This window comes from Paraclostridium bifermentans (assembly GCF_964259345.1).
Lineage (GTDB): Bacteria > Bacillota > Clostridia > Peptostreptococcales > Peptostreptococcaceae > Paraclostridium > Paraclostridium bifermentans_B.
Genome location: NZ_CAXVJR010000002.1, coordinates 371,648 through 384,001 on the forward strand (window position 1 = coordinate 371,648; position 12,354 = coordinate 384,001).

At 25.6% G+C, this 12,354-nt stretch carries 11 protein-coding genes; 8 read left to right on the forward strand and 3 right to left on the reverse strand.

Features of this window, described 5'->3' with window-relative positions; translation table 11 throughout:
• Positions 1–39 precede the first annotated feature (39 nt).
• The 3 genes from ACEXNK_RS05815 to ACEXNK_RS05825 all read left to right on the forward strand — a co-directional run bounded on the left by ACEXNK_RS05815 (position 40) and on the right by ACEXNK_RS05825 (position 4,492).
• A complete protein-coding gene (locus ACEXNK_RS05815; protein WP_373601565.1) occupies positions 40–1,818 on the forward strand; it encodes a sensor histidine kinase in 1,779 nt (592 codons plus the stop codon).
• Positions 1,819–1,830: 12 nt separating this feature from the next.
• Positions 1,831–3,027 (forward strand): response regulator transcription factor, encoded by a 1,197-nt coding sequence (locus ACEXNK_RS05820; RefSeq protein ID WP_373600954.1) that lies wholly within the window; start codon positions 1,831–1,833, stop codon positions 3,025–3,027.
• A gap of 91 nt (positions 3,028–3,118) precedes the next feature.
• Positions 3,119–4,492, forward strand: a complete 1,374-nt coding sequence (locus tag ACEXNK_RS05825) for a carbohydrate ABC transporter substrate-binding protein (protein WP_373600955.1) — start codon at positions 3,119–3,121, stop codon at positions 4,490–4,492.
• A gap of 24 nt (positions 4,493–4,516) precedes the next feature.
• Here ACEXNK_RS05825 and ACEXNK_RS05830 read toward each other — a convergent pair whose 3' ends face one another.
• Together ACEXNK_RS05830 and ACEXNK_RS05835 are read right to left on the reverse strand one after the other, a co-directional pair.
• A complete protein-coding gene (locus ACEXNK_RS05830; RefSeq protein ID WP_373600956.1) occupies positions 4,517–4,693 on the reverse strand; it encodes a hypothetical protein in 177 nt (58 codons plus the stop codon).
• A gap of 52 nt (positions 4,694–4,745) precedes the next feature.
• Positions 4,746–5,849 (reverse strand): SPASM domain-containing protein, encoded by a 1,104-nt coding sequence (locus tag ACEXNK_RS05835; RefSeq protein WP_373600957.1) that lies wholly within the window; start codon positions 5,847–5,849, stop codon positions 4,746–4,748.
• Between the two features lie 153 nt (positions 5,850–6,002).
• Here ACEXNK_RS05835 and ACEXNK_RS05840 point away from each other — a divergent pair, with 153 nt between their 5' ends.
• The 4 genes from ACEXNK_RS05840 to ACEXNK_RS05855 are packed head-to-tail and all read left to right on the forward strand — an operon-like array spanning position 6,003 to position 10,013.
• Positions 6,003–7,196 (forward strand): SIS domain-containing protein, encoded by a 1,194-nt coding sequence (locus ACEXNK_RS05840; RefSeq protein ID WP_373600958.1) that lies wholly within the window; start codon positions 6,003–6,005, stop codon positions 7,194–7,196.
• Between the two features lie 26 nt (positions 7,197–7,222).
• Entirely contained in the window at positions 7,223–8,098 is an 876-nt protein-coding gene (locus ACEXNK_RS05845) for a tagatose bisphosphate family class II aldolase (RefSeq protein ID WP_373600959.1), read from the forward strand.
• The gene (pfkB, locus tag ACEXNK_RS05850) at positions 8,076–9,014 is read left to right on the forward strand and encodes a 1-phosphofructokinase (protein WP_373601566.1); all 939 of its coding nucleotides are present in this window, start codon (positions 8,076–8,078) and stop codon (positions 9,012–9,014) included. The genes ACEXNK_RS05845 and pfkB overlap by 23 nt, the downstream gene beginning before the upstream one ends.
• A 24-nt stretch (positions 9,015–9,038) precedes the next feature.
• On the forward strand, positions 9,039–10,013 hold the full coding sequence (locus tag ACEXNK_RS05855) for an N-acetylglucosamine kinase (protein WP_373600961.1): 975 nt from the start codon (positions 9,039–9,041) through the stop codon (positions 10,011–10,013).
• Positions 10,014–10,043: 30 nt separating this feature from the next.
• Here the strand turns inward: ACEXNK_RS05855 and ACEXNK_RS05860 are convergent, their stop codons facing one another.
• The gene (locus ACEXNK_RS05860; protein ID WP_373601567.1) at positions 10,044–11,192 is read right to left on the reverse strand and encodes an AraC family transcriptional regulator; all 1,149 of its coding nucleotides are present in this window, start codon (positions 11,190–11,192) and stop codon (positions 10,044–10,046) included.
• Between the two features lie 187 nt (positions 11,193–11,379).
• Between ACEXNK_RS05860 and ACEXNK_RS05865 the strand changes: the two genes are divergently transcribed.
• On the forward strand, positions 11,380–12,348 hold the full coding sequence (locus tag ACEXNK_RS05865; protein ID WP_373601343.1) for a carbohydrate ABC transporter permease: 969 nt from the start codon (positions 11,380–11,382) through the stop codon (positions 12,346–12,348).
• The last annotated feature ends 6 nt before the right edge of the window (positions 12,349–12,354 follow it).

A 12,354-nucleotide genomic window follows, 5' to 3' on the forward strand; every position in this document is an offset into this window, starting at 1 on the left:
TAATTAATTAATATTATAATATAAGTATGGGGAGGGATTATGAAATATAAAAGAAATATTTTAGAAAAAAAAGCTTTTGAGAAATTAATAGATAAGCTAAGAGATATAAAAATAAGCAAACGAATACTTTGTTCATATCTTATAATTTCTATACTTCCAGTTATATTATTGTTTATATATGTAAATTATACAGCTACAAACTTAATAATAAACAATACGGTATCATCAGATAAAATAGCATCTAACTTAATAAAAGAGTCTATAAGTAGTTATATAGATAAATTTGACTCAATTACAAATGAAATTATATGGGACTCTACATTATTAAATGATATAAAAAATTATACATCACTTACAAAAAATCAAAAAAAAATTTTTAATGAAAAAATATTTAAAATATTAAAATCAAGGACATCATACATATCAGATATAGCAGATTTTACAATATTAGATGAAAATTTCAATGTGGTTTACAATGAAGGATTTAGATATATAAGCTATAGTACTAAACTAGATAAAGTAAAAAAAGGTATAAAAGATTCGAAAGCTATAAATTGGACATCAATAAACCAAGGAAAATCAAATTATATAGTAATGACAAAGCCAATAAAAATACAAGATTCTGCTTATGGGTATTTATTTTTAGCTCTGAAAGATAAAGTTATTTTGGATATGTTCAAAGATTATAATAAAAATTTTAATGGATTTGGGATTATAGCAGACGAATTTAATACGATTATTTGCACAAATAGTGATTATATAAAAAGTAATTTAAATAATATTAAGAGTAGTAAACTAAAAGAATTTTATTTTGTAAAAAATATAGATAAAAATGTAGACATTGTAAAATATAATAATAAAAAATTTATATTATCAACTCAAAAAATAAGTTATACATCTTGGACTTTGTACGGATTGATTCCGTATTCATATATATATATAAGTTGTATGAATCTATATAAAACACATATCATAATTAGCTTATTTGTTATAGCTATATCAATAATAATATCAATTTTAATATATAAATCTATTGTAAACCCACTAAACGAAATTGTACAAGCTATGAATGAAATGAATGAAAATAACATTGGAGATGAAATTCATATAAGTGGAAATGATGAAATATCATTTATAATGAAGCAGTACAATAAAATGTCTAGAAATATTAAAAATTTATTAAACACAGTTAAAGTTAGAGAAAATGAAAAAAGAGATGTTACCTTTAAAATGTTACAAGCACAAATAAATCCTCATTTTTTATTTAATACACTAGGAAGTTTAAGATATATAGCATTATTAAATGATGATAATAGTGTTGCGAATGGACTAGAATCATTAGCTAAACTTTTAAGAAATATTATACTAAATAAAAATGATTTTATTACAATAGAACAAGAAATTGAAAATATAAAAAATTATATAACTATACAAAAAATAAGATATGGAGATAATTTTGATATAAATTTTGATGTTGATAAAAAACTTTATAGTCAAAAAATGCTTAAATTTATATTACAGCCAATAGTTGAAAATAGTATATTGCATGGATTTGAAGAATTAAATGAAGAGAGTTATATAAAAATAACATTAAGAGAAAAAGATAATATGATAGCTTTTGAAATCGAAGATAATGGATTAGGAATAACAGATGATAAGCTTGAAAATGGTAATTTTGATATAGATAGATTTGCAGGTATTGGAGTAAAGAATATAAAAGATAGATTGAATTTATATTATGAAGGAGTATTTTTATTTGAAATAAAATCAGCTAAATATAAAGGTACGAAAGTAAAGATAGTTATTCCTAAAAACTAGGGGGAAGAGTAAATGAATATATTAATTGTTGAAGATGAATATATAACTAGAACTTTTTTAACTTCTATAATAAATTGGAAAGAAAATAATATGAATTTGATAGGAACGGCAAAAGATGGATTTGAGGCAATGGAGATAATCAAACAAGAAACAATAGATATAATAATAACAGATTTAAAAATGCCAAAGATGAATGGTAATGATTTAATAAAAGAATTAAGAAATGTTAATTTTGATGGAAAGATTATAGTATTAAGCAATTACGATGAATTTGATATGGTAAAAGATGCTATGAAAAATGGAGCTTTTGAATACTTATTAAAAGCAACTATAAATAAAGATGAATTATTAAAAGTAATAAATAATGCAAAGAAAGAACTAGAAAGTACTAATAAAAATATAAAAAGATACAATTTAATAGATATATCTAATGAAAAGTTAAAAGTACAAGAATTTTTAGAAGAATACTTAATAAATAAAGATACTATTGAATTAGAAGAAAATTTAAAGTGTAAATATCTTACTAATTTAAATTTAATTTATGCAATAGCAGAAAATAAAGATATAGATGATGTGAAAAAAGAAAAAAAGCTAGGAGAGTTTATTAGTAACATAGTGAACACTCATGCTTTATATACAAATTTAGATTTTACATCGGTTATTAATATCAGAAGAAATGAATATGTAATTATAATAAAAATTAATAAAAAAATTGATTTGGAATTATTATTATCTAATATAAAAAGAAATGTACATTATTACTTAGGTATAAACTTTAAAGAAGTATTTTTAGAGAAATTTAATGACATAAATAGTGTATTAAAATATATAAATAAAAAGTATGAAGAAGATAAATATAAATTTAATGATAAAGTATATAATTGTAGACTTGAAGTAAAAAAAGTTATAGGATATATAGAAAATAATATCAGTAAAAAAATTTCACTTGAAAAGTTAGCTAGCGTTGTAAATATGAATGAATCCTATTTAAGTAGAATATTTAAAGAAGAACTAAATATTACTATATCAGACTACATAAAATTAAAAAGATTGGAATATGCAAAGGAACTATTAAAACAAAAAAATATGAGAATAAAAGATGTTGCAATAAATGTAGGAATATCTGACCAATTGTACTTTAGTAGAATATTTACAAAACAATTCGGAATTACTCCAAGTGACTATAGAGACAAATATAACAGGATGTAATTATTATCCATATATACGTAAAGATTTTATATTAAAACATAAGTTAAAATTATGTTAAGAATATGATTTCATAAGGGTTAAGGAGGTATGTATGAAACATCCATTTAAAAAAATAATGTCTATTATGGCAATTACTACAATGATATTAGGATCTATAGTAGGGTGTTCATCAACTGGAGAAGACAATAAGAGTGAATCAGTAGAGACATCTAGTGAAAACAAAATCGAAGGTAAATTAGATGTAGCTGTATTTGAAGGGGGATTTGGAACTGCATTTTGGGAAGAAGCAGAGAAAAAGTTTGAAGAAAAATACCCAGAAGTTGATGTTGTATTAAATGCAAGTCCAAATATAGGAGATGTAATAAGACCTCAAATAGCTAGTGGAAACTCACCTGATTTTATATATCATAGTGCACAAAATGCACAAAGCGTTGCAAAAGCGCTTATAAAAGATAAAAACTTAGCAGATTTAACAGATGTGTTTGAAAGTCCTGCTCCAGGTGAAGATACACCTATAAAAGATAAAATTATGGATGGATTTTTAGATAAACCATCATGTGCACCATATGGAGATGGAAAAATATATTTAGCACCTTTATACTATAATGTAACAGGTCTTTGGTACAATAAAGCTTTATTTGAAGAAAAAGGGTATGAAGTTCCAAAAACATGGAATGAGTTTTATGAATTAGGTAAAAAAGCTAAAGAAGATAATATAGCTTTATTTACTTATCAAGGTCAGCACCCAGGATATTTAGAAGCGTTAGTATGGCCAACAATAGCATCACAAGCAGGTGAAGAAGCTGTAAATGATATATTTAACTTTGAAAAAGATGCTTGGAGCAAACCAGAGATAAAAACAGCTCTTGAAAATATAGAAAATATAGGAAAAGAAGGGTACTTATTAGATGGAACAGTAGCTATGTGTCATATACAAGCTCAAACATCTCATTTAAAGGGAGAAGCATTATTCTGTCCTAACGGAAACTGGTATGAAGGGGAAATGAAAGATGCAATACAAGAAGGTTGGGAATGGGGATTCATGGCTCCTCCAGCTGCTAAAGATAGTTCAGAACAATATGTATCTACGATGATAGAAGAAATGTATATTCCTGGAAATTCAGACAATATAGGAACTGCTAAAGAATTTATGAGATTTTTATATAGTGATGAAATGATAGAAGCTAATGCTAAATTAAATCAAGCGGTAGTTCCTACAAAAGGAGCTTTAGAAATGGCAAAGCCGTATTTAGCTGAATCTGCATATAATTGTTTAACTGTGTTTGATAGTGGAGTTAAACCAATAGTAGAAGCTTGGAAGACAGTGGAAAATACAGAGATAAATATGAGAGATGAAGTTTTCAATTCAGCTAGTTCTGTATTTAATGGAGAAAAGACTGCATCTGACTGGGTGGATGGATTAAAAAAATCAAATGAAAAAATAGTTGAATCTATAAATAAATAATAAAAAATAAGAGGTAGGCTTATCCTATCTCTTATTTTCGTTTGTATATATGCTATTGGGTAATATATTTGAATTGCTACATACTATATTAATAGATTGCTGATTGTTTAATATATAATCTACTTTTTTTAATAATTCAGTTCCTACTGTATAGCTGCTATTTTGTCTAGTTGATCTATTTGAGGTTAACAAATAAAACATAAAATCCTCCTAAAATAATATTTATTAGAAGGATTAACTATAATTAAAATAATTATTCAAAATTTCTAGATACGTATAAAAGTTTTTTTATATTTTTATTTAAAAATTTTATAAAAGGAATACACTGGTAATTATAAGGATTAGATTTGTTTGAAATTAAGTTAAGATTTTTTCTGCAGCCTCCACCACAAAGCTTAAAATATTTACAAGACTTACAATTATTGGAGATATTTAAAGAACGATTAAAAAATAATCTAGAAGTATCATTAAACCTCATTTCTGAAAATAAATTATCATGAACATTTCCTAATTTCCAATCATCTATGCAATAAAAATCACAAGGATATACATCTCCATTAGCCTCTATAACTGTATGAATGCTACAAAATCCTCCCATACCACAACTATTAGGATTAAGTCCATTTAAAACCTCTATATAGTCCATAAAGTTTCTGATATAGATATAGTTATTATTTAGAAAATCTTTAAACCATAAATCAAATAAATTACTTAAAAAAATATAATAATTATTACTAGTCATTACATAGCTATCATTAGAATCAATTGTTTTTATGCAGGGAATAAATTGTATGTATTTAAAATTATTATCCTTAAAAAACTCATATATATAATTAATATATTGAGAAGAATAATTAGTTATAACACATAAAATATTAAATTCAATATCATAATGTTTCAATAATTTAATGGTAGACATAATTTTATTAAAAGTTTTAGATTTATCTAAAGAGAGTCTATTTAAATCATGTATAAATTCAGGTCCATCCAAAGATACTCCAACTAAAAAATTATTATCTTTGAAAAACTTAATATAATCTAAATCAACATTATACCCATTTGTTTGTATTGAATTTATTATTTTTATGTTATTTTTATTAAACTTGTTTTGTAGATATATTAAATATTTATAAAAATCTAAGTTAATTAATGTAGGCTCACCACCTTGAAACATAAAATTTATACAGTCTATGTTTTCTTTAAAAGCATTCTCTACTATAGTTCTTAATGTGTTTTTTGACATAAATCCAGTATCAGATATTTTTCTAGATTTAGAAATGTTTTTATAAAAGCAATAATTACAATTTAAATCACATTTACTAGAACAAGGTTTTATTAACAATGTTAACGTTTTCATAAAAATTCCTCCACATATATACTTATAAATAAAATATAGCATAGAAAATATATAAAACGTATAAAAATACAAAACGTAAGTACGAAATTACAAATACATATGATATTTAAATACATACAATATTATTGTAAAGATTAATAAGGAGGGATATAATTGGAAGCTATATCTAAAAAAATATTGGGAATAGAGTTAAAAGATTTAGAAAACTGTAAGGGAATAAACACAGCTAATGAAATTGTACAACAGCCTGATGTATGGAGAGAAGCCACAAAAAATTTATATGATAACAAAAGTAATATAAAAAAATTTATAGAAAACTTTTTAGAAAAAGAAAATGGTAGAGTAATTTTAACTGGAGCTGGAACTTCTGCATTTGCAGGAGAAACTTGTGAACCTTATTTAACTAAAACAATTGGGAAAAGAGTAGAAGCTATAGCAACTACAGATTTAGTTGCAAGTCCAAAAAACTATTTTGTAAAAAATATACCAACACTTTTAATATCTTTTGCAAGATCAGGAAATTCTCCTGAAAGTGTTCATGCAGTTAATCTAGCGAATGAATTAGTAGAGGATTTTTATCAAATTATAATAACTTGTAATGAAGATGGTAAACTAGCTATAAATACAAAAGATGATAATAATAGTCTACTATTACTTATGCCATCAAAGACTAATGATTTAGGATTTGCAATGACAAGTAGTTTTACGACTATGGTACTAAGCTGTATAGGTATTTTTAATATAGAAACTATAGATACTTTTGTCAGTGATACAGAGAAATTAGCAATATCGGTGGAAAAATTTATAGATAGTAATATAGATAAAATACAGAAATTAGTGAATGAAGATTTTGAAAGAATAATATACTTAGGATCATCAACTTCAAAGGGAATCGCAAGAGAAAGTGCTCTAAAAGTTCTAGAACTAACAGCAGGAAAAGTAAATGCAAGCTATGATACTCCTTTAGGATTTAGACATGGTCCAAAATCTGTAATAAATAATGAGAGTGTAACTATAATTTATATATCAAATGATAAATATACAAGATTATATGATGTAGATTTGGCAAAAGAAATGCTAGCTCATAGAAAAGAAGATAAAGTTATTTTAGTAGGATGTAATATAGAAGATGAATTGAGAGATAAGGCAAATTATGTATTTGAATTAGAAAAAATCAATTATGATATAGCTGATGAGGCATTATTACCACTACAACAAATTATATTTGGGCAAATTTTATCGTTTTTAAAGTCAGAAAGTCTAGGTATAACACCAGATAATCCTTGTCCAACAGGGGAAGTTAACAGAGTAGTCCAAGGGGTAGTACTACACGATTTAATACAGTAATTAAGTTATAACAGGGGGGAAAGAGAATGAGTTTAATATCAACAAAGGAAATGCTATTAAATGCTCAAATTAAAGGGTATGCTGTACCGGCATTTAACATACACAATTTGGAGACTATACAAGTAGTTCTTGAAGCTGCTAATGATTTACAATCACCTGTAATATTAGCAGCCACGCCATCTACAGTAAAATATGCAGATAGAAATTATCTTTTAGCTATAATAGAGAAAGCAAGTGAATTAAATAATATACCTGTAGCATTTCACTTAGATCACCATGAAAATGTAGAAGATATAAAGGAAATAATAAAACTTGGATGCAAGTCAGTTATGATAGATGCTTCTAAATATGAATTTAAAAAAAATATTGAGATAGTAAAAGATGTTGTTGACTTTGCACATAAATATGGAGCGACAGTAGAAGCTGAACTTGGTAAACTAGGTGGAGTAGAAGATGATCTAGAAGTTGATGAAAAGGATGCATTTTTAACAGATCCATTAGAAGCTTGTGAATTTGTAAAGTTAACAGGTGTAGATTCGTTAGCAGTAGCAATCGGAACAGCACACGGATTATATAAAAGTGAGCCTAAACTAGACTTTGATAGATTAGAGAAAATAAAAGAAGTAGTTGATATACCTTTAGTTTTACATGGGGCATCAGGGGTACCATACGACTTTGTACAAAATGCAATAAAAAAAGGAATATGTAAAGTGAATATAGCTACAGAACTTAAAATACCTTTTTCAAATGCAATAAAAAAATATTTTAATGAAAACCCAGAGGCTTCAGATCCAAGACAATATTTAATTCCTGCAAAAAAGGCAATGTATGATGTAGTAGCTGAGAAAATAAAAATGTGTAAAAGTGAAAACAAAGCATATGATTACAGTTGTAACCTTTAATCCATCTATTGACAGACTTTATAAAGTTGAAAATTTTGAGATTGGATCTGTCCAAAGAGCACATTTTGTGAATCCAACAGCAGGTGGAAAAGGAATAAATGTAGCAAAGGTATTAAAAAAGTTGGGGCAAGATATTAATTGTGTAGGTTTTTTAGGGGGATTTAATGGAGATTATATAAAATCTAAAATAGAAAGTTTAGGAATTAAAGATAATTTTACTAAGATAGAGGAAGAAACTAGACTATGTATAAATATTATAGATAGAAATAATGTTAGTACAGAAGTTCTAGAGAATGGTCCATATATAAATCAAAATGAAATTATGGAATTTGAAAATAATCTATTCAATATTTTAGAAAATACAAAAGTATTAGTAGCATCAGGTAGTTTAGCTAAAGGTATACCAAAGGACTATTATTACAAATTAGGTAATTTATGTAATGAAAAAAATATAAAATTTATACTAGATAGTAGTGGGGAAAGTTTAAAATTCGGACTTAAGGCTAAACCCTATCTTATAAAACCAAATGTGGAAGAATTAGAAAATTTAAGTGGTAAAAAAATAAGAAATATAGATGATGTAATAGATATAGCTAAAGATATTTTAAATACAGGTGTAAAAAATGTATGTGTATCTCTTGGAAAAGATGGAATGATTTTGATTAATAGTAATATTATTTATAAAGTAGAAATACCTATCATAGAAGTTGTAAATACTGTTGGAAGTGGGGATTCTTCTATAGCTGGTTTTTCACTAGGGATTTTAAATGAACATAATTTAATAGATACATTAAAGCTAGCCAATGCATGTGGAATGTCAAATGCTATGAGTATATCTACAGGAGATATAAATTTAGACGATGTAAATAAATTTATAGATAATATAGAGGTATATGAGTATGTTTATAAAAGTTAATATTTTAGGATAGGGGGATTACCTATGTATTATATAGGTGTAGATGGTGGAGGAACAAAGACTACTTTTACCATGATTGATGATAGAGGATATAAAGTAGCTCAGTATACTACAACAACGACACATTATGAACAAGTAGGATTTGATGGAGTAAAAGAGGTATTAACTAAAGGTTTAAATAAATTAATAGAGATATCGAATATAGAAAAATCTGACGTAAAAAGTGCATTTTTAGGATTACCAGGATATGGTGAAGTAAAGAGTGTTGCATACGAAATAGATAGTATAGTTGCAGAGATATTTGAAAGTATAAAATTTAAAGTTGGAAATGATGTTGAAGTTGGATTAGCGGGATCTTTAGCAGGAAAATCAGGAATAAATATAGTTAGTGGAACAGGATCCATAGCACTTGGAAAAGATATAAATGGTAAAACTATAAGATGTGGCGGTTGGGGAGATTACATAGGGGATGAAGGATCCGCTCATTGGATAGGAAAAAAAACTATTGAAGTGTTTTCTAAAGAGGCAGATAGAAGAATTACAAGAGGAATGATTTATAAAACTATAAAAGAAAAGTTGAATATAGATGATGACTTTGAGATAATTGATTATGTATTAAATAATATAAAAAAAGATAGAACACAAGTTGCACAATTTTCAAAAATATGTTTTGAAAGTGCAATGAAAAATGATAAAAATGCAATAGAAATATTTGACGAAGCTGGGTATGAACTTAGCTTATTAGTAAAAATGATAATAAATGAATTAGAGTTTAATGATGAAATAATGATTTCATATTCAGGTGGAGTTTTCAAAAGTGAAGATTTAATACTAAACCCATTAAAAAAATACTTAAATGAATATAATATTAAGCTTGTTAAGCCTATATTAGGACCTGATATGGGAGCATGTTTGCTGGCTTATAAATTGACTAATAAAGAAGTTGAAAATAGTTTTATCGAAAATATGGTTAATAATTTAGAATGTAGCTTAGCATAAAAAATAGGTAGATTTAAATCTACCTATTTTTTATTTATATATAGATTTTGAATATTCAGTTGGGGATATACCGAAATGAGATTTGAATTTTTTAGAAAAATAGTGTATTGAAGAAAAACCTAATATTTCTGAAATTTCACTAAAAGTATAAGATGAGTTCTTTATAAGTTCTTTGCCTTTATTTAATTTAAGATTGTTTACATAATTTTTAACGGTAATATCCATATTTTTTTTAAATAAAGAATGAAGTGTTGTTGGGCTTATAGAGAAATTAGAGCATATTGTTTCTATACAAATTTTATTGTAAATATTATTATTTATAAAACTTAAGATTTCATTTAATAAATTATTTTCATAACATTGCTGCATGTGTGTAGTAGGCTTACTGTAACTAGATAAATTTTTTGTTCGTAAAATATTTATTATTAATTGTTTTAAGTAGCAAAGTGACAAATCATCAGAATAAATATCGCTTAAGGAAAGTTCTTTTATTAAAAAATTTATAGTACTGTATGAAGTTCTATCTAATGTAAATACTTTGTCACAAAGTAATTTAAATTTATCAAATTCCATATTGAAATTTATTGTTAAATATGAGCAAGATTCATTATCTAAAGTATATTGAGTATGAAACTGGAAAGGAGAATAAAACATCAGATCTCCTTGATTTAAAACATATGTACTGTTATTTACATTTGTATATAAACACCCTTTATCTACATAAGTCAATTCCCAATAAGGATGAGACTCTCCATTAAATCTATAATTTATTCCTTTTTCCTGATAAAATTTAGTATAAATCTCGGTTATGTTCAAAGAAGATGAAATAGATGAGTATATATAACTTTGACTTAAAGATAAAAAGCTATAGGAGTTAATAGTATTAGAAATAGAAATTAAAGATTTATTAGAAATAGAAATAAAATTGAAATAAATTCCTTTTTTTAACTTTATAGGTCTATTTAATATAAAAGAGTATATGTTGTTTGGGTCAGTAGCTACTAATATCATAGTAAGTCCATTTATAGTTTTTATATATGTATCATCTTTGGTTGTAATATTTAAATTAGTGACACTTTTATTGCTAAATTCGTAGAAATTCATATTAATAGGATCAATATCTTGGGATAAACATAATCCAAATTGTTTGAATTTAGGAGAGGTAGTTTTTTCAAACATTTTAATTTCCTCCTTATTTATTGATTTATATAAATTATATATCAAATAGTAGGTATAATAAATAGCTTAATATAGACCAAAGTAAAAATTATCTATATATGCGTAGAATTAATCCATTTTAATATAAAGTAAATATAATTAATATTAAATTATAATAAGTTTAATTTATATCTAAGGGGGAGTTATAGTGAATGCTAAAGTAAAAAATCCTAAAAAAGCAGAAAATAAAAATTCTAACAAAAAAAATATATTAGGCAAAAACTCTAAAGAAAGAAGTAAAAATATTTTTATATTTTTCTGCGTAGTTCCAACCTTTTTATTGTTTTTGTTATTTAAAATTTATCCTATGATAGATGCAGCAAGGATGTCTCTTTATAGATCATCAGGACTTACAAGTACACCTAAGTTTATAGGATTTGAAAACTTTGAGATATTAATTAATGACCCTATATTTTGGAAAGCCTTAGGAAATACATTTTTCCTATTATGTGTATTCCCTTTAGTTACTATGTTACTAGCACTATTTTTAGCGGTAATATTGACAAAAGGAAAGCTATTTGAATGGGAAAAAACTTTATATAGATTAGTATATTTTTTACCTAATGTACTGTCAATGGTTGTAATAGGAATGTTATTTATGTATATATATGACTTTAATCTAGGTATATTGAATTCATTTTTAGATTTTATTGGAATGGAAGGGCTAAAGAGAACTTGGTTAGGAGAAAAAGATACTGTTTTATGGGCATTGTCGTTTACTATGGTTTGGCAAGCTGTAGGATATTATATGGTTATGTATATAGCGGGAATAAATCGAATCCCACAAGATTTATATGAAAGTGCAACATTAGATGGTGCGGGACCAATAAAGCAATTTTTTTTAATAACACTGCCGCTAATATGGGAAGTTGTAAGAGTTACTATAACATTTTTTATAACAGGAACCTTTAACTTAAGTTTTGTTTTTGTAAAAGTAATGACAAAAGGCGGTCCTGATAATGCATCTCAGACATTAGCAAACTATATGGACACTCAAGCGTTTATGAATGCAAACTATGGATATGCAATGGCTATTTCTATAGTAATGTTTATAATAGCTATAGGACTTGCATTAGTAGTAAAAAAGATTACAGAAAAAGAAGTTGTAGAACTATAAAAGGAG

Excerpts from the sequence above, each read along its gene's own strand:
- ACEXNK_RS05860 (WP_373601567.1), bottom strand. The coding sequence starts at position 11,192 with ATGTTTGAAAAAACTACCTCTCCTAAATTCAAACAATTTGGATTATGT.
- ACEXNK_RS05845 (WP_373600959.1), top strand. The coding sequence starts at position 7,223 with ATGAGTTTAATATCAACAAAGGAAATGCTATTAAATGCTCAAATTAAA.
- pfkB (WP_373601566.1), top strand. The coding sequence starts at position 8,076 with ATGATTACAGTTGTAACCTTTAATCCATCTATTGACAGACTTTATAAA.
- ACEXNK_RS05830 (WP_373600956.1), bottom strand. The coding sequence starts at position 4,693 with ATGTTTTATTTGTTAACCTCAAATAGATCAACTAGACAAAATAGCAGC.
- ACEXNK_RS05835 (WP_373600957.1), bottom strand. The coding sequence starts at position 5,849 with ATGAAAACGTTAACATTGTTAATAAAACCTTGTTCTAGTAAATGTGAT.
- ACEXNK_RS05820 (WP_373600954.1), top strand. The coding sequence starts at position 1,831 with ATGAATATATTAATTGTTGAAGATGAATATATAACTAGAACTTTTTTA.
- ACEXNK_RS05855 (WP_373600961.1), top strand. The coding sequence starts at position 9,039 with ATGTATTATATAGGTGTAGATGGTGGAGGAACAAAGACTACTTTTACC.
- ACEXNK_RS05815 (WP_373601565.1), top strand. The coding sequence starts at position 40 with ATGAAATATAAAAGAAATATTTTAGAAAAAAAAGCTTTTGAGAAATTA.
- ACEXNK_RS05825 (WP_373600955.1), top strand. The coding sequence starts at position 3,119 with ATGAAACATCCATTTAAAAAAATAATGTCTATTATGGCAATTACTACA.